The organism is Wenyingzhuangia sp. IMCC45533, assembly GCF_054111225.1.
On the sequence record NZ_CM134197.1, the window covers coordinates 530,476 to 556,553 of the forward strand.

At 33.7% G+C, this 26,078-nt stretch carries 29 protein-coding genes and 2 pseudogenes; 7 read left to right on the plus strand and 24 right to left on the minus strand.

The features are described from left to right. The 11 genes from ACXGQW_RS02270 to ACXGQW_RS02320 all read right to left on the minus strand — a co-directional run bounded on the left by ACXGQW_RS02270 (position 1) and on the right by ACXGQW_RS02320 (position 8,635). Complete coding sequence (locus ACXGQW_RS02270; protein WP_457823493.1) at positions 1-273, minus strand: hypothetical protein; 273 nt, start codon at positions 271-273, stop codon at positions 1-3. Between the two features lie 5 nt (positions 274-278). Further along, a complete protein-coding gene (locus tag ACXGQW_RS02275; RefSeq protein WP_457823494.1) occupies positions 279-551 on the minus strand; it encodes a hypothetical protein in 273 nt (90 codons plus the stop codon). A gap of 68 nt (positions 552-619) precedes the next feature. Continuing rightward, the gene (locus ACXGQW_RS02280) at positions 620-1,084 is read right to left on the minus strand and encodes a MaoC family dehydratase (RefSeq protein ID WP_457823495.1); all 465 of its coding nucleotides are present in this window, start codon (positions 1,082-1,084) and stop codon (positions 620-622) included. 25 nt (positions 1,085-1,109) lie between these two features. Continuing rightward, entirely contained in the window at positions 1,110-1,685 is a 576-nt protein-coding gene (locus tag ACXGQW_RS02285) for an NUDIX domain-containing protein (protein ID WP_457823496.1), read from the minus strand. An 82-nt stretch (positions 1,686-1,767) separates the two neighbouring features. Then, on the minus strand, positions 1,768-2,517 hold the full coding sequence (gene fabG, locus ACXGQW_RS02290) for a 3-oxoacyl-[acyl-carrier-protein] reductase (protein WP_457823497.1): 750 nt from the start codon (positions 2,515-2,517) through the stop codon (positions 1,768-1,770). A 21-nt stretch (positions 2,518-2,538) separates the two neighbouring features. Then, entirely contained in the window at positions 2,539-3,423 is an 885-nt protein-coding gene (gene sucD / locus ACXGQW_RS02295) for a succinate--CoA ligase subunit alpha (protein WP_457823498.1), read from the minus strand. A gap of 172 nt (positions 3,424-3,595) precedes the next feature. Next, positions 3,596-4,162: an elongation factor P gene (gene efp / locus ACXGQW_RS02300; RefSeq protein ID WP_457823499.1), complete on the minus strand. Its 567-nt coding sequence runs from the start codon at positions 4,160-4,162 to the stop codon at positions 3,596-3,598. A gap of 17 nt (positions 4,163-4,179) precedes the next feature. Further along, positions 4,180-4,962, minus strand: coding sequence for an acyl-ACP--UDP-N-acetylglucosamine O-acyltransferase (lpxA, locus tag ACXGQW_RS02305; RefSeq protein ID WP_457823500.1), 783 nt, complete (start codon positions 4,960-4,962; stop codon positions 4,180-4,182). A 4-nt stretch (positions 4,963-4,966) separates the two neighbouring features. Further along, positions 4,967-6,355 (minus strand): bifunctional UDP-3-O-[3-hydroxymyristoyl] N-acetylglucosamine deacetylase/3-hydroxyacyl-ACP dehydratase, encoded by a 1,389-nt coding sequence (locus ACXGQW_RS02310; protein WP_457823501.1) that lies wholly within the window; start codon positions 6,353-6,355, stop codon positions 4,967-4,969. Positions 6,356-6,367: 12 nt separating this feature from the next. After that, positions 6,368-7,381, minus strand: a complete 1,014-nt coding sequence (gene lpxD, locus ACXGQW_RS02315) for a UDP-3-O-(3-hydroxymyristoyl)glucosamine N-acyltransferase (RefSeq protein WP_457823502.1) — start codon at positions 7,379-7,381, stop codon at positions 6,368-6,370. 30 nt (positions 7,382-7,411) lie between these two features. Next, entirely contained in the window at positions 7,412-8,635 is a 1,224-nt protein-coding gene (locus tag ACXGQW_RS02320) for an HD domain-containing protein (protein ID WP_457823503.1), read from the minus strand. An 85-nt stretch (positions 8,636-8,720) separates the two neighbouring features. Between ACXGQW_RS02320 and porX the strand changes: the two genes are divergently transcribed. Then, complete coding sequence (gene porX, locus ACXGQW_RS02325; protein WP_457823504.1) at positions 8,721-10,268, plus strand: T9SS response regulator signal transducer PorX; 1,548 nt, start codon at positions 8,721-8,723, stop codon at positions 10,266-10,268. 174 nt (positions 10,269-10,442) lie between these two features. Continuing rightward, a complete protein-coding gene (locus ACXGQW_RS02330; RefSeq protein WP_457823505.1) occupies positions 10,443-10,928 on the plus strand; it encodes an acyl-CoA thioesterase in 486 nt (161 codons plus the stop codon). An 11-nt stretch (positions 10,929-10,939) separates the two neighbouring features. On the opposite strand, the gene ACXGQW_RS02335 is transcribed toward ACXGQW_RS02330, so the two are convergent. The 13 genes from ACXGQW_RS02335 to hisG form a co-directional block, all read right to left on the minus strand. Next, on the minus strand, positions 10,940-11,596 hold the full coding sequence (locus tag ACXGQW_RS02335; protein ID WP_457823506.1) for a protein-L-isoaspartate(D-aspartate) O-methyltransferase: 657 nt from the start codon (positions 11,594-11,596) through the stop codon (positions 10,940-10,942). 129 nt (positions 11,597-11,725) lie between these two features. After that, entirely contained in the window at positions 11,726-12,028 is a 303-nt protein-coding gene (gene hpf / locus ACXGQW_RS02340) for a ribosome hibernation-promoting factor, HPF/YfiA family (protein WP_457823507.1), read from the minus strand. A gap of 142 nt (positions 12,029-12,170) precedes the next feature. Continuing rightward, the gene (locus ACXGQW_RS02345; RefSeq protein ID WP_457823508.1) at positions 12,171-12,680 is read right to left on the minus strand and encodes a peroxiredoxin-like family protein; all 510 of its coding nucleotides are present in this window, start codon (positions 12,678-12,680) and stop codon (positions 12,171-12,173) included. A gap of 94 nt (positions 12,681-12,774) precedes the next feature. Beyond that, on the minus strand, positions 12,775-13,368 hold the full coding sequence (gene hisIE / locus ACXGQW_RS02350; RefSeq protein ID WP_457823509.1) for a bifunctional phosphoribosyl-AMP cyclohydrolase/phosphoribosyl-ATP diphosphatase HisIE: 594 nt from the start codon (positions 13,366-13,368) through the stop codon (positions 12,775-12,777). 83 nt (positions 13,369-13,451) lie between these two features. After that, positions 13,452-14,207: an imidazole glycerol phosphate synthase subunit HisF gene (hisF, locus tag ACXGQW_RS02355; protein ID WP_457823510.1), complete on the minus strand. Its 756-nt coding sequence runs from the start codon at positions 14,205-14,207 to the stop codon at positions 13,452-13,454. A gap of 63 nt (positions 14,208-14,270) precedes the next feature. Beyond that, on the minus strand, positions 14,271-14,999 hold the full coding sequence (gene hisA, locus ACXGQW_RS02360; RefSeq protein ID WP_457823511.1) for a 1-(5-phosphoribosyl)-5-[(5-phosphoribosylamino)methylideneamino]imidazole-4-carboxamide isomerase: 729 nt from the start codon (positions 14,997-14,999) through the stop codon (positions 14,271-14,273). Positions 15,000-15,041: 42 nt separating this feature from the next. After that, the gene (locus ACXGQW_RS02365; protein ID WP_457823512.1) at positions 15,042-15,392 is read right to left on the minus strand and encodes a four helix bundle protein; all 351 of its coding nucleotides are present in this window, start codon (positions 15,390-15,392) and stop codon (positions 15,042-15,044) included. 41 nt (positions 15,393-15,433) lie between these two features. Beyond that, positions 15,434-16,015 carry an imidazole glycerol phosphate synthase subunit HisH gene (gene hisH, locus ACXGQW_RS02370; RefSeq protein ID WP_457823513.1) on the minus strand — a complete coding sequence of 194 codons (582 nt, stop codon included), beginning with the start codon at positions 16,013-16,015 and terminating at the stop codon, positions 15,434-15,436. Positions 16,016-16,093: 78 nt separating this feature from the next. Continuing rightward, a complete protein-coding gene (gene hisB / locus ACXGQW_RS02375) occupies positions 16,094-17,233 on the minus strand; it encodes a bifunctional histidinol-phosphatase/imidazoleglycerol-phosphate dehydratase HisB (protein WP_457823514.1) in 1,140 nt (379 codons plus the stop codon). A gap of 132 nt (positions 17,234-17,365) precedes the next feature. After that, on the minus strand, positions 17,366-18,409 hold the full coding sequence (hisC, locus tag ACXGQW_RS02380; protein WP_457823515.1) for a histidinol-phosphate transaminase: 1,044 nt from the start codon (positions 18,407-18,409) through the stop codon (positions 17,366-17,368). Between the two features lie 10 nt (positions 18,410-18,419). Beyond that, a complete protein-coding gene (locus ACXGQW_RS02385; protein ID WP_457823516.1) occupies positions 18,420-18,695 on the minus strand; it encodes a SemiSWEET family transporter in 276 nt (91 codons plus the stop codon). A gap of 5 nt (positions 18,696-18,700) precedes the next feature. Beyond that, on the minus strand, positions 18,701-19,984 hold the full coding sequence (gene hisD, locus ACXGQW_RS02390; RefSeq protein WP_457823517.1) for a histidinol dehydrogenase: 1,284 nt from the start codon (positions 19,982-19,984) through the stop codon (positions 18,701-18,703). A gap of 116 nt (positions 19,985-20,100) precedes the next feature. After that, on the minus strand, positions 20,101-20,958 hold the full coding sequence (gene hisG, locus ACXGQW_RS02395; protein ID WP_457823518.1) for an ATP phosphoribosyltransferase: 858 nt from the start codon (positions 20,956-20,958) through the stop codon (positions 20,101-20,103). Between the two features lie 296 nt (positions 20,959-21,254). Here hisG and rimK point away from each other — a divergent pair, with 296 nt between their 5' ends. The 5 genes and pseudogenes from rimK to ACXGQW_RS02420 form a co-directional block, all read left to right on the plus strand. Next, complete coding sequence (gene rimK / locus ACXGQW_RS02400) at positions 21,255-22,625, plus strand: 30S ribosomal protein S6--L-glutamate ligase (protein ID WP_457824209.1); 1,371 nt, start codon at positions 21,255-21,257, stop codon at positions 22,623-22,625. A 204-nt stretch (positions 22,626-22,829) separates the two neighbouring features. Further along, positions 22,830-23,372 carry a hypothetical protein gene (locus tag ACXGQW_RS02405; RefSeq protein WP_457823519.1) on the plus strand — a complete coding sequence of 181 codons (543 nt, stop codon included), beginning with the start codon at positions 22,830-22,832 and terminating at the stop codon, positions 23,370-23,372. 146 nt (positions 23,373-23,518) lie between these two features. Beyond that, positions 23,519-24,550: pseudogene (locus ACXGQW_RS02410) on the plus strand (IS256 family transposase); the annotation flags it as partial. Positions 24,551-24,644: 94 nt separating this feature from the next. Then, positions 24,645-25,847, plus strand: coding sequence for an IS256 family transposase (locus tag ACXGQW_RS02415; RefSeq protein ID WP_457821478.1), 1,203 nt, complete (start codon positions 24,645-24,647; stop codon positions 25,845-25,847). Between the two features lie 46 nt (positions 25,848-25,893). Further along, a pseudogene (locus tag ACXGQW_RS02420) lies at positions 25,894-26,076 on the plus strand (IS256 family transposase); the annotation flags it as partial. Between the last annotated feature and the right edge of the window lie 2 nt (positions 26,077-26,078).

A 26,078-nucleotide genomic window follows, 5' to 3' on the forward strand; every position in this document is an offset into this window, starting at 1 on the left:
TTATTTTATTTTAATGTTATTACCTTCTATAATTAATGTTTTGGACATTCTATTTTGTTCTTCTCTTCCAGGTATAAAACAACAACCAGCCTTATCTACAGTATACAAAATGTGTAAATTTATAATCTCTACTCCGTTGCTCTCCGTTTGACTATAAACAGCAACATCAATATGCTCTATATTGGGCCAACCACCATCTGTAACAAACTCGCTGATTTTTATTTGATTGATATTTTGCTGTACTATCTGCTTTATTTCTAGCTCTGTTCTCATCTTTATTACTTTAATACTGTTGAAGTTCTACTAATCACTAGTTGCTTGTCTATCGTGTGATAAACATCATGCCCAAACATATCACAAAAATCTGCTTCTCTTTCTAAAAAACTAATTCCTAAATTGAACGTTTCTATTTCATGCTCTATTGAGTAACTATAGATGTTGATATCTATGTTCTCTAAATCGGGATATCCACCATTAGGTACAAATTCACTAGTTTTTATTTGATGAATGTTATCCTTAATTATTATTTTTATTTCGTTTGTATCTTTCATTCTATCTCATTTTATTAATTACTAATAATTGAGTCGCATAAAAAGACAAAAACTACCACACAGCTTTCTTAATTTACAAAGTGATATAAGAAAATAATGTCAGCATCTAGGGCCGTCTTTCTCTCTCCCTCTATTTCAATGTTAATAGCTAATACTGCTTTAGAAATTCCTCTTAAATTATTGATAGACTTCAGTTTGGCTCTCAATCTAACTTTACTGTCAACAGGAACGGGTTTGTTGAATTTTAATTTTTCTATTCCGTAATTAACCAACATTTTACTATTATTTACCTCTATGATTTGTTCCCATAAATTCGGCATTAAAGATAGAGTTAAATAACCGTGAGCAATAGGAGTACCAAAAGGACCTTCTTTTGCTTTTTCTGCATCACAATGTATCCATTGATGGTCTAAGGTTGCATCTGCAAATTGATTAATTCTTTCTTGTGGTACGGGTAAAAATTCTGATACGCCAATTTCTTTACCTTCAAGTGCTTTAAAATCGTCAAAGCCATTGATTATTACTTTCCCCATTTTTATATAATTTATCTTAGTTTATTTAATCTAATAATTGATGAATCATAGCATACTGCAACAATATTAGAGTTTTAGCATCCCTAATTTCGTTATTTCTTACGCTCTTTTTTACCTCATCAAAGTCCATTTCAAATACAATAATATCTTCTTGTTCGTTATCAACACCTCCACCATCTGACACTTTCATCGTTTCGTCATACTCAGCTATAAACATATGAGTTATTTCTGTAACGGCACCAGGAGTCATAAAACAATCTCGTACTTTTTTTACTTTGGGTACTCTATAACCTGTTTCTTCTTCTATTTCTCTAACAATACAAGTTTCAGGATCATCTTGGTCCAGCATACCAGCAGGTACTTCTGTTACTATCCCATCAGAAATACCATTGATATAAGTAGGCATTCTGAATTGTTTGGTTAACAATACTTTTCTAGACTTACTGTTATACATAAAGACAGCCGCTCCATCTCCTTTGTCATAAACTTCTCTAGACTGCTTCCATACACTACCTTGCGAAGATGTATAGTTATAAGAAAACAATTTTAAGGGCTTCCAAGTGTTTGCTAACAACTTTTCTTGAATTTTTGATATTTTCATAGCGTAAACGGTTTCTTCCAATATAAAAAAACCGCTCTAAAGATAAACTTTAGAGCAGTCTTAATATTTATTTTTTTATAATCTAAGCAGTAATCATACCACCATCAACGTTTAAAGTTTGACCCGTTATGTAAGAAGACATATCAGAAGCTAAAAACACACATGCGTTTGCAATATCTTTTGGCTGACCTCCTCTTTTTAATGGAATTCCTTGTCTCCAACCATCCACAACAGCTTCGTCTAACTTAGCCGTCATTTCAGTTTCAATAAAACCAGGAGCAATAGCATTACATCTAATATTTCTAGATCCCAATTCTAAAGCTACAGATTTAGAAAAACCTAACATTCCCGCTTTAGAGGCCGCATAATTAGTTTGACCAGCGTTTCCTTGAACTCCTACTACAGAACTCATATTGATAATAGAACCTGCTCTTTGCTTCATCATAGGACGAATAACAGCTTTGGTTAAATTGAATACAGACTTTAAATTAACCTCTAATACCTTATCAAAATCTTCTTCTGAAATACGCATTAACAAGTTGTCTTTAGTGATACCTGCATTGTTAATTAACACATCAATAGCACCAAATTCTTTTAATACTTCTGATGCTAACTCTTGTGCTGCATCAAAATCTGCTGCATTAGATTGATATCCTTTGGCTTTTACTCCCAAGGACGATAGCTCCGATTCTAAAGCATTTGCTGCCTCCACAGACGAACTATAAGTAAAAGCTACGTTTGCACCCTGCTTAGCAAATTCTAAAGCAATTCCTTTACCAATCCCTCTAGTGGCACCAGTTATAATCGCTGTTTTATTCTCTAATAATCCCATTATATAGTTTCTTTATGATGCTTATTTAGCTACTTCTGCCAATACGCTTGCAATGGCTTCACCTATTTTAGCAGGAGATGCCACAACGTGAATTCCGTTTGCTTCTAAAATTTCCATCTTAGCTTGAGCAGACTCACCTTCACCACTTACAATAGCACCAGCATGTCCCATAGTACGTCCTGCAGGAGCTGTTTGTCCTGCTATAAACCCTACTACTGGTTTTCTGTTACCATCAGCTTTGATCCATTTTGCTGCTTCTGCCTCTAACTGACCTCCAATTTCACCAATCATTACGATAGCTTCTGTTTCAGGGTCGTTCATTAACATTTCTACAGCTTCTTTGGTGGTCGTTCCAATAATTGGATCTCCTCCAATACCAATAGCCGTAGTAATTCCAAATCCTTGTTTTACAACTTGATCAGCAGCCTCATAAGTTAATGTTCCTGATTTAGAAACGATACCTACATTACCTTTCTTAAAAATAAAACCTGGCATGATTCCTACCTTAGCCTCTCCTGGAGTAATAACCCCTGGACAGTTAGGACCTACCAAACGAGCTTCTTTATTTTCTAAGTATCCTTTTACTTTCACCATATCAGCAACTGGAATCCCTTCAGTAATACAAATAATTACTTTAATTCCTGCATCCGCAGCTTCCATAATAGCATCTGCAGCAAAAGCTGGTGGTACAAAAATGATAGTGGTATCTGCTCCAGCTTTATCAACAGCATCTTGAACTGTATTAAATACTGGTTTACCTAAGTGTTCTTGTCCTCCTTTACCTGGAGTTACTCCACCGACAATATTTGTTCCGTATTCAATCATTTGAGAAGCGTGAAAAGTACCTTCACCTCCAGTAAATCCTTGAACTATAATTTTAGAATCTTTATTTACTAAAACACTCATTTAATTTTATTTTTTTTATTGAAAATTCGTTGCGAACAAATATAAATATTTGTCTATAAAAAAACGTTCTTTTGCCTTTTTATCACAGAATTGTAAAACCTGTAATAATTTTATAACAAAGCCCAAAATGAAAATCATTTTGGGCTTTAGTTGGTTCTTGAATATTTAAGAATTACTCTTTAATTCTTTCTTGGTAGGTTCCTTTAGCTGTTTCTATTTTTATTTTATCTCCTTCATTAATAAATAAAGGTACGTTAACAGATGCTCCAGTCTCTACAGTAGCGGGTTTAGTAGCGTTGGTCGCTGTATTTCCCTTTATTCCAGGTTCTGTATAAGTGACTTCTAAAATTACAGATTGAGGCATATCTACCGCTAACGGCATTTCGTCCTCTGAACGTACAATAATAGTAACAATCTCTCCTTCCTTTAACAATTCTGGAGCATCCAAAGCTGTTCTTTCTAGAGTGATTTGATTGTAGTCATCAGTATTCATAAAGTTAAAAGTATCTCCTTCTGCATACAAATACTGATATTTTCTAGTTTCTACTCTTACTTCTTCTATCTTGTGACCCGCAGAAAAAGTATTATCTATCACTTTTCCAGAGGTTAAACTTTTTAATTTAGTTCTAACAAACGCTGGACCTTTTCCAGGCTTAACGTGTTGAAATTCTGTTATTTTATAAGTATCACTATTGTATACAATACACAAACCGTTTCTTATATCTGATGTAGTTGCCATCTTTTTATTTTTATTTCTTAATTACTAAAATATCCTTTCATGATTCCTCTTTGCGATGTCTGAATGAAATTGATAATATCATCTCTTTCACTTGAGGCTTCCATTTCTGCTTCTATAATTCTTATTGCCTGTGTGTTGTTATAAGTGCTTTGAAATAGTATTCTGTAAATATTCTGAATTTCACGAATTTTTTCTACACTAAACCCTCTTCTTCTCAATCCTACGGAGTTTATTCCCACATAGGATAATGGCTCTCTAGCTGCCTTTACAAAAGGTGGGACATCTTTTCTCACCAAGGATCCTCCTGTAACAAAAGCATGATCTCCAATGGAACAAAATTGATGAATTGCAGTCATTCCTGCTAAAATTACGTTGTTCCCTACGTTGGCATGTCCTGCCAAAGTACTACCGTTTGAGAAAATACAGTTATCTCCTACAATACAATCGTGAGCTACGTGGCAATATGCCATAATTAAGCAGTTATCTCCAATTACAGTTTTCATTCTATCGGACGTTCCTCTATTCACAGTAACACATTCTCTAATGGTCACGTTGTTTCCTATAATGGTAGAAGTTTCCTCTCCATCATATTTTAAATCTTGAGGCATTGCCGATATCACTGCTCCAGGAAAAATTTTACAATTTTCGCCAATAACAGCTCCTTCCATAATGGTTACATTAGAACCAATCCAAGTTCCAGAACCAATAGTTACATTGTTATGGATTGTTGTAAATGGTTCTATCACAACATTACGAGCTATTTTTGCTCCTGGGTGTACGTATGCTAACGGTTGATTCATCCTTTTATTTTTTTCTTGCGATTTGAGCCATTAATTCAGCTTCTACTACTATTTTTCCGTTGGCATAACCAACAGATCTCATATGACAAATTCCCCTCCTAATAGGAGTAATCAACTCTGCCTTAAATATCAAAGTATCTCCAGGCAATACTTTTTGTTTGAATTTAACATTATCCATTTTCATGAAATAAGTCAAATAATTTTCCGGATCAGGTACCGTACTCAATACCAATATTCCACCACATTGAGCCATTGCTTCTATTTGCAGTACTCCTGGCATTACAGGTGCTTCTGGAAAATGTCCAACAAAGAAAGGCTCGTTCATTGAAACGTTCTTCATCCCAACCACAAAATCGTCTCCTAAGTCCAAAATTCTATCAATTAATAAGAATGGAGGTCTGTGTGGCAACAACTTCATAATGGCATGAATATCCATTAATGGTGGCTGATTTAAATCGTATACAGGAACGTTTTTACGTTTTTCTTGCTTGATAATGTTAGCCAAACGTTTCCCGAACAAAGTGTTTACTTTATGTCCTGGCTTGTTGGCTATTACTTTACCTCTAATACGCGTACCTACTAGTGCTAAATCCCCAATTACATCTAATAACTTATGCTTAGCAGCTTCATTTGCCCAGTGCAATTCTAAGTTATCAAGAATTCCATTAGGAGTAACTTGAATTTCATCCTTACCAAAGGCTGTTTTTAGTTTGGTTAAAGTGTCTTCAGATATTTCTTTATCTACGTAAACAATTGCGTTGTTTAAATCACCTCCTTTAATTAGGTTGTGTTCTAGCATCATCTCCAATTCATGCAAAAAACTAAAAGTTCTGGCAGCAGAAATCTCTTCTTTAAAGTTGCTAATCTTATCTAGAGTGGCATTTTGGGTTCCCAATATTTTGGTTCCGAAATCTACCATCGTAGTAATTTGGTACTCATCCGCAGGCATTAAAATAATTTCACTACCTGTGGATTCGTCTCTATAACTAATAATATCTTTAACTATATATTCTTCTACACATGCTTCTTGCTCTACTACTCCTGCCGATTCAAGTGCTTGAATAAAAAACTTTGAAGAACCGTCCATAATTGGTGGTTCGGATGCATCAATCTCAATAATAAGGTTATCTATTTGTAAGCCTACTGCTGCTGCTAAAACATGTTCAGAAGTATTGATACTTACTCCCTTTTTTTCAAGATTTGTACCTCTCTCTGTTTCAGTAACATATTCTACCTTTGCTTCAATGGTAGGTGTACCCTCTAAATCTACGCGAACAAATGCATAACCATAATTTTCTGGAGCTGGTTTAAAGACCATGGTAACATTTTTACCTGTGTGCAGTCCTACACCTGTTAATGTTACTTCCTTTTGGATTGTTTTTTGTTTTAGCATCCCTTTTTACTTTTATAAGCTTTTATTATTTTTTAATTCGTTGATAATTTGAGGTAGTTTTTTAAAATACACGTACGATTTATTGTAGTCATTCAAATTCATCGCAGGAATACCTCTTAGAACCGAATTGTCTTTAACGCTTTTACCTACTCCTGTTTTCCCAGAAATTCTTACGTTGTTTCCAACAGTTAAATGTCCTGAAATAGCCACTTGACCACCAATCATGCAATTTTCTCCTATTTTGCTAGAACCTGCTATAGCCGTTTGAGCTGCAATAACAGTATTACTACCAATCACTACATTGTGACCTACTTGAATTAAATTGTCTAATTTAACTCCTTTTTTAATGATAGTAGAACCCATTGTAGCCCTATCTATCGTTGTGTTGGCTCCAATATCTACATGGTCTTCTACCACAACGTTCCCTATTTGAGGAATGGCTTTGTACTCACCACTTTCCGTAGGTGCAAATCCAAATCCATCGGCTCCAATTACAGCACCAGCATGTATTTTACAATTAGCACCAACTTCACAATCGATATATATTTTTACGCCAGAATAAATTGTGGTATTATCCTTAATAATAACATTATCTCCAATATAACAATTGGGATAAATCTTAACATTATCTCCTATCGTTACATTTCCTCCTATGGAAGTAAATGCTCCAATATAAACATCTTTTCCAATTGCGGATGACTCTGCAATACTTACAGGAGATTCAATACCTGATTTTTGATTTTTGTACTCGTTATAAAACTCTAAAACCTGAGTAAAAGCTTGGTAAGCATCATCCACTTTAATTAAGGTAGATGTTATCTTGTCAGTAGCTTCAAAATCTCTATTAACAATTACAATAGATGCGTTAGTAGTATATATATATTGTGTGTATTTAGGATTAGATAAAAAGGTCATCGATCCTTTTTCACCTTCCTCAATTTTTGATAAAGTAGAAACTGTTACTGAAGAATCACCTATTATTTCCCCCCCTAAAATTTCAGCTATCTGTGTTGCTTTAAATTCCATTGCTCGCAAAAGTATAAAATTAAATTATATTTAACCCAATTTGATTCCTTTTGGATAGCAAAGAAAGTGTTTAATTACTGGTTTTGTTAGCGCTTGAATGTTTAACTGGTCTGATGCTTCTACAATATCTACAACTCGACCGGTTTTATAATACAAGTAAATTTTACTGTGCTCGTCATTATATGCTTGATTTTGAATTTGATCTTGAATAAAGAAATATTTCAAATCATTTTGACTCCACCCCTGTTTTTCCATGCTATTTGTTATTGAAACAACATATTCATCCGTGAATGGTGTATTACTTAATTGAACTTTTAAAAGTCTTCTGTTAATAATCATTTCGGACAATTTAGATAGCACTTTATCGTGGTGACTAATCCAATCTTTTATCGCAGACAAAATATCATAATCATCCAACTTAGAAAACGTTTTTAGGGTTTCTAAATCAAACTCTCCGTTAACATCTTTGTACAAAAAATAACGCAATGCCTTACTGCAAGGTAGCTCTACTCCATTCTGTGCCAATTCCTTTGCCCTTGCTAATAAATTCACCAACATTTTTTCCGCCACTACGCTTGCTTTGTGCAAATAGACCTGCCAATACATTAACCTTCTACCTACAATAAATTTTTCTACAGAATAAATTCCTTTTTCTTCCACCACCAATTTATCATCATAAACATTAAGCATATCAATTAAACGCTCAGAACTAATGTTTCCTTCTGCTACCCCCGTATAAAAGCTATCTCTTTTTAGATAGTCCATTCTATCAATATCTAATTGACTAGACACCAACTGATTTAAAAATTTTCGTTGATAATTCCCTTCAAAAATTTCAATTGCTAAAGTCAACGCTCCTTTAAATTCAACATTCAACTCTTTCATAAACTTTAGGGAAAGAGTTTCGTGGTTAACTCCGTCTACAATACTATGCTCTAAAGCGTGAGAATAAGGTCCATGCCCAATATCGTGTAACAAAATAGCCATACAAACAGCATTTTTTTCATCTTCAGAAATCTCTACAGATTTGTTTCTTAACACTTGGATTGCCTTTTGCATTAAATGCATACAACCTACTGCATGATGAAAGCGAGTATGATGTGCTCCCGGATACACCAAATTGGACATACCCATTTGTGTTATTCTCCTTAAACGCTGAAAATAAGGGTGTTCTATTAAATCAAAAATTAATTTGTTTGGAATTGTAATAAAACCATAAATAGGATCGTTTATAATTTTGACTTTGTTGGACAAGGTATTCAAATTTTGTACTTTTAATGGTACACAAATATAAAAATCTAATTCCTTTATCCTTAGTAAATAACAGATTCTTAACCATATGAGCCACATTCAAATTCTATGGGTTGATGACGAAATCAATCTATTAAAACCACATATTTTATTTCTTGAGAAAAAAAACTATCAGGTAACCCCCTGCACTAATGGTGCAGATGCTTTGGAATTGGTTAAAGAACATAACTATGATGTTATTTTTTTAGATGAAAATATGCCAGGGCTTAGTGGTTTACAAACGCTAACAGAAATTAATAATGTGGTTTCTAACGTTCCCATTATTATGATTACCAAGAGTGAAGAGGAATATATTATGGAAGAAGCTATTGGCTCCAAAATAGCAGATTATTTAATTAAGCCTGTAAATCCAAATCAAATTTTACTGAGTTTAAAGAAAAACTTGGACCATAATAGGCTTATCAGCGAAAGAACCTCTATCAATTACCAGCAAGAGTTTAGAAAAATTTCTATGGAACTTGCCTCTGTTAATTCTTACGAGGCTTGGATTGATATTTATAAAAAATTGGTGCATTGGGAAGTAGAATTGGAAAATATAGATGATGCTGGTCTACTGGGTATTTTAGAAAGTCAAAAACAGGAAGCAAATCAGATTTTTTTCAAATTCATCAAAAACAATTATGCCGATTGGTTTTATGATAGTGATGCTCCAGTTCTATCTCATCAACTCTTTAAAAAAACTATTTTACCCGAGATAGAGAAAAGTGACAAAACAATGGTAATTGTAGTAGATAATCTAAGATACGACCAATACTACATTATAGAAAAAGCCATTGCCAATTACTACAAAAAACAAGACGAAAAGCCTTATTATAGTATTTTGCCAACAGCCACTCATTATGCTAGAAATGCCATTTTTTCTGGGTTAACTCCTTTAGAAATGGCCACCAAACACAAAGATATATGGTTGGATGAAAACGATGAAGGTGGAAAAAATATGTCAGAGGAAGAATTTTTAAAAAGGCAATTGAAGGCTTTGCGTAAAAATATAGAATTCTCTTATCACAAAATATCAAATCAAAAAGCAGGCAAAGAGTTAATTAACAACTACAATCAATACAAAAACAATAAATTCAACATTGTGGTATTCAATTTTGTAGATATGCTATCTCACGCTAAAACAGATACAAAAGTTATTAAAGAATTGGTGTCAGATGACAAATCTTACAGAGCTCTAACAGATTCTTGGTTTCAAAACTCAGCCATGTTAGAATTGATAAAAAAAGCGCAAAAAGACAATATCAAACTCATCCTAACCACAGATCACGGTACCATCAACTGTAGCAAACCCACTCAAGTAATCGGAACTAAAGCTATAGCCTCTAACCTGCGCTATAAAACGGGTAGGAGTTTAACTTTTCAAGAAAAAGATGTGTATGTAGAACACGACCCTAAACAAATATTTTTGCCACAACAAAGTATGAATAGCTCTTTCATTTTTGCCAAGGACAATTTGTTTTTTGTATACCCTAACAACCAAAATCATTTTACCAAGTATTACAAAGACACCTACCAACACGGAGGAATTTCTTTGGAAGAAATGATTATTCCATGTAGTATTTTTACACCTAAATAAAGATACATAAACGAATCATCATGGCATTTCTCCCAAAATAACTTTTGGGAGTCGGGCTTTCATTACTCGCTATTTATTTGGTTTTCTCGTTTCCGCTCAAACTCCAAATAAATGAGCTCAAACAAAACATTCAATCCCTAATGCATTTGCAAGCTATTATATACATCAGGTAAAATGGATAACCAAAAAATACTCACCAGCAGCACAAAAATTAGATTCCAAGACTGTGACCCTTTTAATCATTTAAACAACGGTAGGTATATCGATTATTTTATCAACCAACGAGAAGATCAGGTTTTGAAAGCTTACGGTATAGATATTTTTAAAATGATTCGCGAAGAAAAATTAGGCTGGGTAGTCTCTAATACCCAACTAGCTTATCTGATACCAGTTTTTACTATGGAAGAAATTGCTTTTGAATCGCAAACGATAGCGTTCTCTAAAAAACATTTAAAAGTTGAGATGAGAATGTTCAGTAAAAGTAAAACACAACTCAAATCTATAGCATGGATGACTTTTGTACACGTAGACTTAACACAAAGTAAAACTACAGAACACAGTGCCGAATTAATGAGTTTATTTAGTCAAATTGTGTTACCCTTAAAAGAAACAAATTTTGATGAAAGAGAACTACATCTAAGAACTTTAAAGAGTAAATAGTCCTTTAATTTTTAGGAAAAGCTTTTAATCTTTTTCTCTGTTAGCATAGGTACAAAAGCACATTCTTCAATAATTTGCTTATCAAATTCTTTAGCGGATTTTCTAACAATTAAGGTCATCATTTGTTGAGCATTTCCTACTGGAATTACCATTCTACCTCCTATTTTTAATTGGGCCAGTAGAGGCTTAGGTATAAATGGAGCACCACAGGTAACAATAATTTTATCAAAAGGTGCAAATTGTGATAATCCTTTGTAACCATCTCCAAAAGACATATACTTAGGTTTGTAGCCCATTAAGGGAAGTAGCTTTCCTGTCTTTTTAAACAATTCTTGTTGCCTTTCTACCGTATAAACGTGAGCTCCTAGGTTTACCAACACACTCGTCTGATATCCAGAACCTGTACCAATTTCTAATACTTTGTCCCCTGGCTTTATTTCCAATAATTGAGATTGAAAACCAACCGTATAAGGTTGAGATATCGTTTGCTCAGCAGCTATGGGAAAGGCAATGTCTTGATAAGCATATTCTTCAAAACTTGCATCCATATACAAATGTCTAGGAATACTTTTTATCGCAGATAGAACCGCTTGATCCGTTACTCCTTTACTCTGTAAAACAGCAATTAATCTATTCCTTAATCCTTGATGTTTGTAAGTGTCTTTCATGAATAAATGCTCGCAGTATATTTTAAGTATGTAAGATTTTAAAATACTGATATGACAAATATAGAGATTTAGCGAGCGCAAAAAAAAACTGCCATAGGCAGTTTCTTAAAATTTATGTTTTTATGATGTCTAATAAGTAGCCATTTTTTCTTTCTTTTTCTGTAGCTGAATTTCTAATTCTCTAATCGCCTCAGAAATAGAGTTTTCAAATGAGTTTGAACTATGACTCGCATGAATTCTTGTTCCTGGAATATTTGCGTTTAAACCAGCAATCATTCCTGTTTCATCAGAAGTTGTATTTTCACTTTTAAAATATACATCCAAGTCGACTAAAAAATGATATTTCTTGTTCAAATTGTTTAGTTTTTCTTTGGTAAAGCTTTCTAAAAGGTTGCTTGCTTTAACACCGTGATATTCAAAATTAATTTCCATATTTCTTTGTTTTAAATGATACATTAAAAATAGTCATTATCCCTATTATCGATGAACTCTAAAGCTATCATGATGCGCTCATACAAACATAAAAAGGCTTTAGAATTATCTAAAGCCTTTTTATGTTTTCGGTTGTAGTAGTTTATGCTCCTCCTCTCGCAGGATAACCTTTATCCAATATATAATCTATTCCCGATAGAACTTCTTTTAATGGAGGTCTTCCAAATGGCATAGACTGTATAGATTCCCAGTAAACAGTTCCGTCTTTATGGATTAGAAACAAACCTGCTTCAGAAAAAGTTTCGGGTTCCTTGTCTGATATACCTTTAGAAATAAACAATCCCCATTCTCTTGCTTTGTCTTCGGAAAGTTCGTAACCCAATGGTATGCTTTTAATATCCCATTCTTTATGAGTTGCCTTAGCTTTGTCTTCACCATCCATACTAACTGCAATTAAGTTTACACCTCTATCTGTAAAATCAGAGATTTTGGATTGCAATTCCTCTAGTTGGTTTTTACAAACTGGACAGTGTTTCCCTCTATAAAAAACGATTAAAGTAAAATTTTTTGGAGTCTGATCTTGTAAACTCCATTGTGTATCGTTTACCAAACTTATTTTTAAGTCTGGTGCTTGTTCTTTTGGTTTTATCATCTGTTTTAAATTTTAATATTCAGGTTAAAATTAACAAGATTAGAACACTATCAATAACTCATACAGTTTTGATAAGAACCCATATGAACTCTTTTTATTTTTGTCTTTTTCTTAGCTCTGCCGTAATATCTTTTAAAGTAAAACCTTTCGCTTGCAGCAACATCAAGTAATGAAACAATAAATCTCCAGCTTCATACAAGAACAACTCATCGTTATTATCCATCGCTTCTATTACAGTTTCTATGGCCTCTTCTCCTACTTTTTGAGCTACTTTGTTAATTCCTTTGGCAAACAAACTAGCAACGTAAGATTTTTGTACCTCTTTATTTTGTACACGCTCCGCAATTACATTTTCTAAAGTAGATAAGAATCCAAAGTTTTCTTCATTTTCTTCTGCCCAACAATTACCAGTCCCTTTGTGGCACGTAGGTCCTGCAGGCTTCGTTTGTATTAATAAAGTGTCCTTGTCACAATCATTTTTTATAGAGACCAGTTCTAAAAAATTACCACTTTCTTCTCCTTTGGTCCATAAACGCTGTTTAGAACGACTAAAGAAAGTTACTTTATTGGTACTGATTGTTTTGTCAAATGCATCTTGATTCATGTATCCTAACATCAATACATTTTTGGTTTCAGCATCTTGTATAATTGCAGGAACTAGTCCTTTTTCATCAAATTTAATTTCCATATATTTTAGTACTGAGTATAGAGTATAGAGTAATAAGTATTCGTACTTTGTACTTACTACTGTTTACTTAATACTGATTAAATTTATAATCTCACAGGTATTCCCTGTTTCTGTAATTCTTCTTTTAACTCTGGGATTTCAATTTCTTGAAAGTGAAACACACTTGCTGCTAAAGCTGCATCTGCTTTACCATTGATAAAGGTATCGGCAAAGTGTTGCATATTTCCTGCTCCACCGCTTGCGATGATCGGAATGTTTAATTCTTCTGACAAACGTGCCAAAGCCTCGTTTGCAAAACCATCTTTAGTTCCATCATTATTCATCGATGTAAATAAAATTTCACCGGCACCTCGTTGTTCAACTTCTTTGGCCCACTCAAACAAATTTAACTCTGTAGGTACTTTACCTCCTACCAAATGAACAATCCATTCTCCGTCAATCTTTTTGGCATCAATGGCCACAACCACACACTGACTTCCAAATTTTTGAGATAATTCGTTTATTAATTGCGGTCTTTTAACTGCTGATGAATTCACAGATACTTTATCTGCTCCGTTTTGTAATAATAAATCTACATCTTCAACAGACGAAATTCCACCACCAACCGTAAACGGAATATTTACCTGCGCAGCCACATCTCTCACCAAATTCACTAAAGTTCTTCTTCTCTCTTCTGTGGCAGAAATATCTAAAAAAACCAATTCATCTGCTCCTGTTTCCGCATACTTTTTTGCCAATTCTACAGGATCTCCAGCATCTCGTAAATCCACAAAATTGACACCTTTAACGGTACGTCCATTTTTAATATCCAAACAAGGAACTATTCTTTTTGCTAACATATTTTATTTAGTATTGAGTACTAAGTACTGAGTACAAAGCACCATTAAACTTAATACTTTGTACTAACTACTCTGTACTATATACGTTTCCAATTGCTTTAAGCTTATTTTATTTTCATAAATAGCTTTTCCTACAATAGTACCCTCACAACCCAACGCTGCTAATCTAGGTAATTCATCAAATGTGGAAATTCCTCCGCTTGCAATTAATTTGATATTGGTACATTGCTGTAACATTTTTTCGTACAAATCAAAAGAGGGTCCTTGTAACATTCCATCTTTTGCGATGTCTGTACAGATCACATATTGTATTCCTTCTTTTTGATATCCTTGAACAAAAGGTATCAAATCTTCATCAGATTCTTCTAACCATCCGCTTACTGCTATTTTCTCATTGTTAGCATCAGCACCCAAAATAATTTTATTGGCTCCAAATTTAGAAATCCAACTTTTAAAAACCGATGCGTTCTTCACAGCAATACTTCCTCCTGTAATTTGATTCGCTCCAGATTCAAATGCAATTCTTAAATCTTCGTCTGTTTTTAACCCACCTCCAAAATCAATTTTTAAAGATGTTTTAGTAGCTATTTCTTCTAATACTTTATGGTTTACGATGTGACTTGCTTTGGCTCCATCTAAGTCTACCAAATGTAAATGCTCTATTCCGTGTGCTTCAAACTGCTTTGCAATTTCCAGCGGATTTTCATTATACACTTTTTTAGTACTGTAATCTCCTTTGGATAAACGAACACATTGTCCGTCGATGATATCTATAGCTGGTATTATTCTCATTTTTTTTTGAGTATTAAGTATTGAGTACAAAGTATAAAGTTTTCAACTTAAACTTTTTTGAAGTGCATAATTCATCTTCCTTATCTCTCTACATAAAATTAATATTTCTTCTGTCTTGTCTCTATTTACTAAGCCTAATCTAATTGTCAGTAATATTTGTGTTTCTAGTTCAGTAGTAGATCCATTTGCTATGCTTAAAAAATGTTTAAATTCCTTATTTGAATTCCTACCAGCCCCTTCCGCAATATTTGAGGGGATTGAAACACTACATCTTTTAATCTGCGAAATCAATCCAAATTTTTCATCATCAGGTAACAATTTCATTAATAGATATATCTTTTCTACCAATTCCATTGCTTTGTTCCAAATTTTTAAATCTTGATATTTATTCATAACTCTTTACTTCGTACTGAATACTCCGTACTTTGTACTACTTATAAATTCAAAAAATTCTCTAAAATCATAGCACCGTCGGTACTACTTTTTTCTGGGTGAAACTGTACTCCGTAAAAATTATTTTTCTGCAATGCCGTAGAATATTCTACACCATATTCGGTAGAGGCAATGGTCTCTTTAGTGATAGGTGCGTAATAACTATGTACTAAATACATATAGGCATTCTCTTTAACATTATTAAAAATTTTAGAACCCAAACCTTTTATTTGATTCCATCCTATTTGAGGAACTTTTACAATATTTTCAAAACGCTTTACGCTCACATCAAAAATACCTAAACCAGCTGTGTTCCCTTCTTCTGTATACTTGCACATGAGCTGCATACCCAAACAAATTCCTAAAACTGGCTGTGTTAAAGTGGGTATTATTTTATCTAACCCAGATTCCCGTAACATTTTCATAGCGCTACTTGCTTCTCCCACTCCTGGAAATATCACTTTATCTGCATTTTTTATTTCTTCTACATTGTTGGTTAATAAAGCATCGTACCCCAATCGCTCAATGGCAAATCGGATAGATTGTATATTTCCCGCTCCGTAATTTATAATTGCTATTTTCATTCTTTAATAGTAGTTAAGGAGTTAAGGAAATGAGGAGTTAAGGAGCTTCTTAACTTCTTAAATTCTTAACAACTTATTTTACAACACTCCTTTTGTACTCGGTAAAAACATTTTATTGGCATCTCTTTTTACAGCCATTTTCATCGCTTTAGCAAATGCCTTAAATATTCCTTCTATTTTGTGGTGTTCGTTATCTCCTTCTGCTTTAACGTTTAAGTTACATTTTGCACCATCCGTAAACGATTTAAATAAATGTAAAAACATTTCAGTTGGCATGTCTCCAATCATTTCGCGTTTAAAATCAGCATCCCAAACCAACCAAGGTCTTCCTCCAAAATCAACCGCAGCTTGTGCTAAACAATCATCCATTGGTAAACAGAAACCGTAACGTTCTATTCCCAATTTATTGCCTAAGGCTTTATGGAATAATTCTCCCAAAGCAATCATCGTATCCTCAATGGTGTGATGTTCGTCCACTTCTAAATCTCCGTCAACCTTTACCGTTAAATCCATCGCTCCATGACGACCAATCTGATCTAACATATGGTCAAAAAACTTGACTCCTGTATCTATATGATTCTTACCCGACCCGTCTAAATTTAGTTTGATATAAATTTTAGTTTCGTTCGTGTTACGTGTAATTTCTGAAACTCGATCTTCTAATTTTAAAAACTCGTAAATTTCTTTCCAATCTGTAGAAGTCAAAGCAATACAATCGTGAATTGCTTTAGTATCAGCTTCTGTTTCGTCAGCTCCCAATTCTGGATTCTCTGATAAAAAGATTCCTTTAGCTCCTAGGTTTTTGGCCAACTCCATATCGGTAATTCTATCACCTAATACGAATGAATTTTTTAAATCATATTGCTCTTTATCAAAATACTGCGTTAATAAACCAGTTCTTGGTTTACGTGTTTCAGCATTTTCATGAGGAAAAGTTTTATCAATATGCACCGCTGCAAACTCAACACCTTCGTTTTTAAAAGCATCAATAACTTTGTTTTGAGCAGGCCAAAAAGTATCTTCTGGGAAAGAGGCTGTACCCAATCCATCTTGATTAGTAACCATCACCAATTCGTAATCTAGTTCTTCGGCAATTCTTGCCATATAACGGAATACTTTTGGATAAAATTCTAATTTTTCTAAACTATCCAACTGATAATCTACAGGGGGCTCTATACACAACGTACCGTCCCTATCTATAAATAAAACTTTTTTCATGACTCAAAGTATTAAGGATAAAGTATTAAGTACCAAGACTTTTTCAACTTTAAAACTTTGTACTCAGCACTATGTACTTTGTACTAATTATTTATTCTATTTTTTTTCTGAAACAAGTTCAGGAATTCGCTTCTACTGAAGCTCTTTCAACGCTTTAACCAACGCTAAATTCTCTTTAATAGTTCCTACCGTAAATCTCAATGTATTTTCACACAGAGTTTGTGTAGTTCTATTTCTCACAACAATACCTTTCTCAATCAATTCATTGTATCGTTTGGTTGCATTGTCTACTTTTACTAATAAAAAATTAGCATCAGAAGGGTATACTTTTTCTACAAAAGAAATTTCTTTTAACGCAATTTCCAAGCTACCTCGCTCAACTAAAATAGCTTCAATTTCCTCTTGTACATCTTCATGAGCCAACAAACGTTCTAAAGCTCTTTGTTGCGTAAGTTCATTTACGTTATACGGAGGCTTAATTTTATTTAAAACCGTAATAATTTCTGCGGATGCGTAACAAACACCTAATCGAATTCCTGCCATTCCGTACGCTTTGGACATCGTTTGACTTACAATTAAATTAGGATGCTTTTGTAAACGAGACACCCAACTTGGTTCTGAGGCAAAATCAATATAAGCTTCATCTACCACTACCAAGCCATTGAAACCATCTACAATAGCTTTTACATTTGCGTAATCAAACAAGTTACCTGACGGATTGTTAGGGGAACACAAAAAGATGATTTTAGTATTAGAATCAACAGTCTTTAAGATAGCTGATACATCAGGCTGAAAATTAATCTTTAGCGGCACCTCCTTTATAGCGATATGATTCAGGTTTGCAGAAACATCATACATCCCGTAAGAAGGGGGTAACGTAATTACGTTGTCCTCTTTTGGCTCGCAAAACGCACGAAATAGTAAATCAATAACTTCATCAGAACCATTTCCTAACAAAATATTTTTTTGAGAAACCCCTTTAATATTGGCTAATTCTGACTTCACAGTTTTTTGCATCGGGTCTGGATAACGATTCACACCGTTTTCAAAAGGGTTTTCATTGGCATCCAAAAACACCATATCATCCGTAGCTCCAGTAAACTCATCTCTTGCAGATGAATACGCTTTCATATTAGCTACGTTTTCTCTAATGATATTATTTAAATTAAATTCCATATTTACTTTATTATATAAATGCAGCCATTGCTGTCATAGCTCCCAACACGGTAGCCAAACCGTTGGGTATTAATAAAAAATAATCTTTACGACCATAAGCATATAAAGTCCAAACAATACCATTGATGAAAGTTGCCAAAGGTTGAATGATAATGTTACTTTCTCCTTTTAAATTGGAAATAAAAATCTCTATTAAAGAAGCAAACATGATAATCGCTATAGGTGTGGCTATGTAACCTATTGTTTTTTGATGTTCACTTAAATAAGTCTGAAACTCATTACTCATGGTTGTTATTTTAATCCTTTTAAACGGAAAGTAACCGCATTTTTATGTGCTTGTAAACCTTCTGCTTCTGCCATCAACTCTATCGCAGGTCCAATATTCTTTAATCCCTGCTCTGATATTTTTTGATAGGTGATTTTTTTGGTAAATGCATCTAAATTTACACCACTATACATTTTTGCATATCCATTTGTTGGCAGCGTATGGTTGGTTCCAGATGCGTAATCTCCAGCACTTTCTGGTGTGTGAGGTCCTATAAAAACCGATCCTGCATTTACTATGTTGGCCAAGTACTCATCCTCTTCTAATACGTTTAAAATTAGGTGTTCTGGTGCGTATTCGTTAATTAATTCAATTTGCGTTTTAATATCCTCTATTAGAATAGCACTTGAATTCTCTATTGCCTTTGTTGCTAGCTCTTTTCTAGGTAATATGTTTAATTGCAAAGCCAATTCTTCTTTAACTTGAGCAATCAATTCTTTTGAATCTGCTACAAAAATTACTTGACTATCCGCTCCATGTTCTGCTTGAGATAGCAAATCTGCAACAATGTATATAGGATTTGCATTTTTGTCTGCAACTACCATTACTTCACTAGGCCCTGCTGGCATGTCTATAGCTACTCCTTGACTTAAAGCAAACTGCTTGGCAGCAGTTACGTATTGATTTCCTGGACCAAATATTTTATATACTTGAGGAATAGTTTCTGTACCATAGGTCATAGCAGCTACTGCCTGTATTCCTCCTACTTTATAAATATCTGTGATACCTACCCTTTGTGCAGCATATAAAATTGCTGGATGCAAGTGTCCTTCTTTATCGGGTGGAGTACACAATATTATTTTACTAGCTCCTGCTATTTTTGCAGGAATTCCTAACATCAAAATGGTAGAAAACAAAGGTGCTGACCCTCCTGGAATATACAAGCCTACTTTTTCTATGGGTTTCATTTCCTGCCAACAGTCCACTCCATCCGTGGTAGAAATCACTTTTTTCTCAATAACCTGAGATTGGTGAAACTTTTCTATATTTTGCACAGCAACCTCTATGGCTTGTTTCATTGCTGGACTTACTCTTAATACTTCTGTATTAATTTCTTTTTCAGAGACTCTTATAGCATCTAATAAAACACCATCAAATTTTTCTGTATATATTTTTACAGCTTTATCTCCTTTTAGTTTAATATCATCAAAAACACCTTTAACTGTTGCCGTTAAGCTTACAGCTTCTTTAGCAGGTCGTTCTAATATTTTTTCCCATTCTGATGGGGCTGGGTTTATATATGTTTTCATTTGTCTAACTTAGTACTGAGTACTGAGTAATGAGTAATAAGTATTAAGTATTGAGTTCAGTCGTTGTGTTAACTTATACTCTGTACCATCTACTTTGTACTAATTACATTGTACTATTATAAAACCATTTTTTCAATTTCTGTAGTTAAAATTCCCTCGGCTCCAAGTCCTTTCAACTCATCAATAATATCCCAAAATTTATCTTTAGGAATTACTGTGTGAACAGAACTCCACCCTTGTTGTGCCAAAGGCAAAACTGTAGGAGATTTCATTCCAGGAATTACTTTTATAATCTCATCTACCTTATCATTTGGAGCATTTAGTAAAACATATCTGTTTGCTCTACCTTTTAAAATAGACTGAATTCTAAACTGCAAAGTGTCTAACAGAGTTTGCTTCTCTTTAGATAATGTTGGAGAGGAAGTTAATACCGCTTCAGACCAAAACATTACTTCAGCTTCTTTTAAACCATTTGCAAATAACGTACCTCCAGAACTAACAATATCGCAAATACCATCGGCCAAACCAATATTCGGTGCAATCTCTACAGAACCAGCTATTTTGTGATAACTAGCATTGATTCCTTTTTCTTTTAAAAACTTATCTAAAGTATTGGTATAAGTTGTAGCAATACGTTTACCCTCAAAGTAAGAAAGCCCATTATACTCAACATTTTTAGGCACTGCTAAAGAAACTTTGCATTTAGAAAAACCTAAACGCTCAATTATGGGCAAATTCTCTCCTTTTTCTATTAAAGTATTCTCTCCTAAAATAGCAATGTCTACAACTCCATCTTCTAAATACTGAGGTATGTCACCATTTCTTAAGTAAAAAACCTCCAAAGGAAAGTTTCTTGCAGTAGCTTTTAACTGTGCATTACGATGATCAATTGAAATTCCACACTCCTTTAAAAGTTGTAAAGAATCTTCATTTAATCTTCCTGATTTTTGAATGGCAATTTTTAATGTGCTCATTAGTATATAGTTTATATTCAATTTTAAAATGAAAAACCCGTTTGAGATAGCTCAAACGGGTCTGAAAAATATGTTTACATTACAACATAATCCTCCTAACTCGCTTAAGCGCAGTACTGGATGTGATGATGATGTAATTTTACCAAACTCATGTTCTTAAATTATGCCACAAATATAAGAATTCATTATGATTAAAAAAGTATTAAAATCAAGAAAATAAAATATCTTTAAAATTAATATTTACATAACATTGCTCACTTATAATTAGCATTATTTCGATAAAAATTAAACACATGATGAACGAATTAAAAATTGTTGGAAATAAAGAATGGTGTCACTTCAATCAGCTAAATATTCCTGCAATCAAAGCAAGAATAGACTCTGGTGCTAAAACATCATCCATACAAGCGACAGATATCTCCACGTTTAAAAAAAATAAAGAAACGTGGGTCCGTTTTAACGTACAACCCCTTACAGAAAACAGAAGTATTTCTATAGAATGTGAATCTAAAGTAGTAGGTACTAGAATTGTAAAAAGTTCATCGGGGATTCCAGAGAAAAGATACGTTATTACCTCTCCCGTTACGCTTGGTAATGAAACTTGGGATATTGAACTGACTTTAACCAATAGAGATACCATGGAATTTAAAATGCTATTAGGAAGGCAAGCCATGGACAACAAAATTATTGTAAATCCATCGGAAGAGTTTCTTCAAGGAGATATTATTGACGAAGTTATAGAAGACAAATACAAAACGTTTGTAAAGAAAAAATCTGGATTAAAAATAGCAGTACTCGCAAGCAATCCAGAACTATACTCCAATAAGAGACTGATGGAAGCTGGTAAAGCTAGAGGTCACGAAATGGTATTTCTTAACGTGCAACAGTGTTACATGAAATTAGATACCGAAACTCCAGAAATTAGATATAGAGGAGGAAACGTAATTAATGATTTTGATGCTGTTATTCCTCGTATTAAAACAAGTATGACCTTTTACGGATGCGCTCTACTAAGAATGTTTGAATCTTTGGGGGTTTATTGTTTAAATGATGCTGAATCCATTAGTTCATCTAGAGATAAGCTATACTCATCGCAGTTGTTCTCTAAAAACGATATTCATATTCCAACCACAGGTTTTGCCAAATCTCCTCTAGATACCAAAGATCTTATCCATATGGTTGGAGGAGCTCCTTTAATTATCAAACTATTAGAAAGTACACAAGGTAAGGGAGTTGTACTGGCAGAAACCAATAAAGCAGCAGAATCCGTAATCAATGCCTTTAAAAGTTTAAATGCTAATATTTTAGTACAAGAGTTTATTAGAGAAGCCAACGGTAAAGACTTACGTTGCTTTGTTGTAGACGGAAAAGTAGTAGCATCCATTGAAAGAAGTGCTGCCAAAGGAGAATTTAGAGCCAATATTCATCAAGGAGGAACCGCATCCATCGTTAAAATTAATACCGAAGAGAAAAAGCTAGCCTTAAAATCTGCCAAAATATTAAACCTTCCTGTTGCAGGGGTCGACTTAATTCGTTCCAACAAAGGACCTTTGTTATTGGAGGTGAATTCATCCCCAGGTCTAGAAGGAATAGAAAACGCTACAGGAAAAGACATCGCAGGCAACATTATTCAAGCTATCGAAAAAAAATTAAAATATATCGAATAGTATTTTCTAATTGATTAAACCATACCATTAAAGCTTCATTATTCATGTAATGGAGCTTTTTTTATTGAGTCTGATAAAATTAATACATAATAAATAAAAGATTATCATATGAGTTAACATGAGTTTTATATGAGTAAAGACCAATCATAAACAGTCTATATCTTTACAGTACAAACAATTATTAACATCAAAATATATACTCACATGAAAAATTTAATATTAGGAATGTTCGCATTCGCAGGAATTGCAACATATGCACAAGCAGATCAAATTATCGTTACCAAAGTAGATAAAGAAGTAAAAGAAATGGAAAATGGAAACCTTTATACTACAGAGGTAAAAGTAATTACAGAAAAAACAAAAGCTGTAAAAATGGATCCAAATCAAAAATATAGCTTAAACCAAGACAGATTAAGTACTCCTACGCAAGTAGAAAAAACAATTATGGTTGATAATGATGACGACCCACAATACGACAAAATAGTAAAAGTTAAGTACTCCGTACATAACGATAAAAAATACAACTTTGCAATTAGTGGTAACCAGTTATTATCCGATAGTGAAATGTCTAGCATGGACAATGATGAAAAAGAAGCTATCAACAAAATGTACCATAAGCACCATTCAAATAAAGCAGATTCAAAGAAAAATATTTATTTCAATGAAAATGATCACTTCGTAGTGAAGTACCACGATAAAGTACAAGACGACGTAGAATATGCTGTTTTTGAAACAACACAATTATAAGAGATAGATAAATAGTATCACACTAAAAAAAAGCACTTTGAATTGTTGTTCAAGGTAGTATCCAAAAAACTGTGTAAACAGAAATTAGGCGGGGTTTTAAAACCCCGCCTAATTTTTTGATTAATTTTATAACACACAGTTTTATTATGGATGATTTAAAAAATCAATTTTTACAAAGTGGTCTATTAAAAGGCCTAAAAACAGAAGACGATTTAAGTAATTTATTGAATGAATTACACAGTGCCGCTTTAGAAGCTATGCTTCAAGGAGAGATGGATGCTCATTTAGGCTATCCCAAAAATGGTAAACGCAGCAACACTAATGCTCGCAATGGTAGCACTACAAAAAAAGTAAAGAACCGCCTCGGTCAAAGCGAGATTAAAGTTCCACGTGATCGCAATAGTGATTTTGAACCTGTTGTGGTTCCTAAACACAAAAGCACTTCACTGTCTATAGAAAATATCGTAATCTCGCTTTATGCAAAAGGTATGAGTGTTTCTGATATTGAAGATGAACTTTATCAAATTTATGGCTATAAGCTCTCCACATCATCTATATCTATCATCACAGACAGAATCAATCAAGAAGTATTAGAATGGCAAAACAAGCCTTTAGAGTCTGTTTATTGCGTAGTTTGGATGGATGGAATTGTATTTAAAGTTCGTCAAGGAGGAAAGGTTGTTAACAAAACTATTTACTTAGCCGTAGGGCTCAACAGAGAAGGCCACAAAGAACTTTTAGGAATGTGGTTAGGAATGAATGAATCTGCCGCTTTTTGGCAAGGAGTACTTACTGATTTAAAGGCTAGAGGGGTTGAAGATATTTTGGTAACTGTTACCGATAATCTCAACGGATTTACACAATCCATTAAAAATGTGTTTCCAACAGCAGATACTCAAATCTGTGTGGTTCATCAAATTCGTAATAGTGCACGTTATGTGGTTTGGAAAGACAAAAAAGCTTTTACAGGAGATATGAAGCATATTTACAATGCTCCTAATAAAGAAATGGCTAAAGCCGAATTAGACCAGTTTGCTGAAAAATGGAATGATAAATATCCTTATGCAGTACAATCTTGGCGTAACAATTGGGAGGAACTTACCGTGTTCTTTGATTTCCCTTTAGAAATCAGAAAAATAATTTACACTACCAATCTAATTGAAAATCTTAATGGCAAAAGGTAGTGTCCAAAAAACTGTGTAAACAGAAATTAGGCGGGGTTTTAAAACCCCGCCTAATTTTTTGATTAATTTTATAACACACAGTTTTATTATGGATGATTTAAAAAATCAATTTTTACAAAGTGGTCTATTAAAAGGCCTAAAAACAGAAGACGATTTAAGTAATTTATTGAATGAATTACACAGTGCCGCTTTAGAAGCTATGCTTCAAGGAGAGATGGATGCTCATTTAGGCTATCCCAAAAATGGTAAACGCAGCAACACTAATGCTCGCAATGGTAGCACTACAAAAAAAGTAAAGAACCGCCTCGGTCAAAGCGAGATTAAAGTTCCACGTGATCGCAATAGTGATTTTGAACCTGTTGTGGTTCCTAAACACAAAAGCACTTCACTGTCTATAGAAAATATCGTAATCTCGCTTTATGCAAAAGGTATGAGTGTTTCTGATATTGAAGATGAACTTTATCAAATTTATGGCTATAAGCTCTCCACATCATCTATATCTATCATCACAGACAGAATCAATCAAGAAGTATTAGAATGGCAAAACAAGCCTTTAGAGTCTGTTTATTGCGTAGTTTGGATGGATGGAATTGTATTTAAAGTTCGTCAAGGAGGAAAGGTTGTTAACAAAACTATTTACTTAGCCGTAGGGCTCAACAGAGAAGGCCACAAAGAACTATTAGGAATGTGGTTAGGAATGAATGAATCTGCCGCTTTTTGGCAAGGAGTACTTACTGATTTAAAGGCTAGAGGGGTTGAAGATATTTTGGTAACTGTTACCGATAATCTCAACGGATTTACACAATCCATTAAAAATGTGTTTCCAACAGCAGATACTCAAATCTGTGTGGTTCATCAAATTCGTAATAGTGCACGTTATGTGGTTTGGAAAGACAAAAAAGCTTTTACAGGAGATATGAAGCATATTTACAATGCTCCTAATAAAGAAATGGCTAAAGCCGAATTAGACCAGTTTGCTGAAAAATGGAATGATAAATATCCTTATGCAGTACAATCTTGGCGTAACAATTGGGAGGAACTTACCGTGTTCTTTGATTTCCCTTTAGAAATCAGAAAAATAATTTACACTACCAATCTAATTGAAAATCTTAATGGCAAAATTAGAAAATACACTAAAAACAAAATGAGCTTCCCAACAGACGATGCCTTGAAAAAATCAGTTTATTTATCTTTGATGCAAATTACTAAGAAATGGACCCAGCCAATTCACAATTGGGGACTAATTCTTAACCAGTTCTTAACTATATTTGAAAAAAGGGTTCAACTTTAAAAAAGTTAAACCCCGTAGAATTTTTGTTTACACAAAATATTGGATACTGTCTGGCAAAATTAGAAAATACACTAAAAACAAAATGAGCTTCCCAACAGACGATGCCTTGAAAAAATCAGTTTATTTATCTTTGATGCAAATTACTAAGAAATGGACCCAGCCAATTCACAATTGGGGACTAATTCTTAACCAGTTCTTAACTATATTTGAAAAAAGGGTTCAGCTTTAAAA

Bases quoted from the DNA above. Each gene is read 5' to 3' on its own strand.
- ACXGQW_RS02270 (WP_457823493.1), bottom strand. From the start codon at position 273: ATGAGAACAGAGCTAGAAATAAAGCAGATAGTACAGCAAAATATCAAT.
- ACXGQW_RS02275 (WP_457823494.1), bottom strand. From the start codon at position 551: ATGAAAGATACAAACGAAATAAAAATAATAATTAAGGATAACATTCAT.
- ACXGQW_RS02280 (WP_457823495.1), bottom strand. From the start codon at position 1,084: ATGGGGAAAGTAATAATCAATGGCTTTGACGATTTTAAAGCACTTGAA.
- ACXGQW_RS02285 (WP_457823496.1), bottom strand. From the start codon at position 1,685: ATGAAAATATCAAAAATTCAAGAAAAGTTGTTAGCAAACACTTGGAAG.
- fabG (WP_457823497.1), bottom strand. From the start codon at position 2,517: ATGGGATTATTAGAGAATAAAACAGCGATTATAACTGGTGCCACTAGA.
- sucD (WP_457823498.1), bottom strand. From the start codon at position 3,423: ATGAGTGTTTTAGTAAATAAAGATTCTAAAATTATAGTTCAAGGATTT.
- efp (WP_457823499.1), bottom strand. From the start codon at position 4,162: ATGGCAACTACATCAGATATAAGAAACGGTTTGTGTATTGTATACAAT.
- lpxA (WP_457823500.1), bottom strand. From the start codon at position 4,962: ATGAATCAACCGTTAGCATACGTACACCCAGGAGCAAAAATAGCTCGT.
- ACXGQW_RS02310 (WP_457823501.1), bottom strand. From the start codon at position 6,355: ATGCTAAAACAAAAAACAATCCAAAAGGAAGTAACATTAACAGGTGTA.
- lpxD (WP_457823502.1), bottom strand. From the start codon at position 7,381: ATGGAATTTAAAGCAACACAGATAGCTGAAATTTTAGGGGGGGAAATA.
- porX (WP_457823504.1), top strand. From the start codon at position 8,721: ATGAGCCACATTCAAATTCTATGGGTTGATGACGAAATCAATCTATTA.
- ACXGQW_RS02330 (WP_457823505.1), top strand. From the start codon at position 10,443: ATGGATAACCAAAAAATACTCACCAGCAGCACAAAAATTAGATTCCAA.
- ACXGQW_RS02335 (WP_457823506.1), bottom strand. From the start codon at position 11,596: ATGAAAGACACTTACAAACATCAAGGATTAAGGAATAGATTAATTGCT.
- hpf (WP_457823507.1), bottom strand. From the start codon at position 12,028: ATGGAAATTAATTTTGAATATCACGGTGTTAAAGCAAGCAACCTTTTA.
- ACXGQW_RS02345 (WP_457823508.1), bottom strand. From the start codon at position 12,680: ATGATAAAACCAAAAGAACAAGCACCAGACTTAAAAATAAGTTTGGTA.
- hisIE (WP_457823509.1), bottom strand. From the start codon at position 13,368: ATGGAAATTAAATTTGATGAAAAAGGACTAGTTCCTGCAATTATACAA.
- hisF (WP_457823510.1), bottom strand. From the start codon at position 14,207: ATGTTAGCAAAAAGAATAGTTCCTTGTTTGGATATTAAAAATGGACGT.
- hisA (WP_457823511.1), bottom strand. From the start codon at position 14,999: ATGAGAATAATACCAGCTATAGATATCATCGACGGACAATGTGTTCGT.
- ACXGQW_RS02365 (WP_457823512.1), bottom strand. From the start codon at position 15,392: ATGAATAAATATCAAGATTTAAAAATTTGGAACAAAGCAATGGAATTG.
- hisH (WP_457823513.1), bottom strand. From the start codon at position 16,015: ATGAAAATAGCAATTATAAATTACGGAGCGGGAAATATACAATCTATC.
- hisB (WP_457823514.1), bottom strand. From the start codon at position 17,233: ATGAAAAAAGTTTTATTTATAGATAGGGACGGTACGTTGTGTATAGAG.
- hisC (WP_457823515.1), bottom strand. From the start codon at position 18,409: ATGGAATTTAATTTAAATAATATCATTAGAGAAAACGTAGCTAATATG.
- ACXGQW_RS02385 (WP_457823516.1), bottom strand. From the start codon at position 18,695: ATGAGTAATGAGTTTCAGACTTATTTAAGTGAACATCAAAAAACAATA.
- hisD (WP_457823517.1), bottom strand. From the start codon at position 19,984: ATGAAAACATATATAAACCCAGCCCCATCAGAATGGGAAAAAATATTA.
- hisG (WP_457823518.1), bottom strand. From the start codon at position 20,958: ATGAGCACATTAAAAATTGCCATTCAAAAATCAGGAAGATTAAATGAA.
- rimK (WP_457824209.1), top strand. From the start codon at position 21,255: ATGAACGAATTAAAAATTGTTGGAAATAAAGAATGGTGTCACTTCAAT.
- ACXGQW_RS02405 (WP_457823519.1), top strand. From the start codon at position 22,830: ATGAAAAATTTAATATTAGGAATGTTCGCATTCGCAGGAATTGCAACA.
- ACXGQW_RS02415 (WP_457821478.1), top strand. From the start codon at position 24,645: ATGGATGATTTAAAAAATCAATTTTTACAAAGTGGTCTATTAAAAGGC.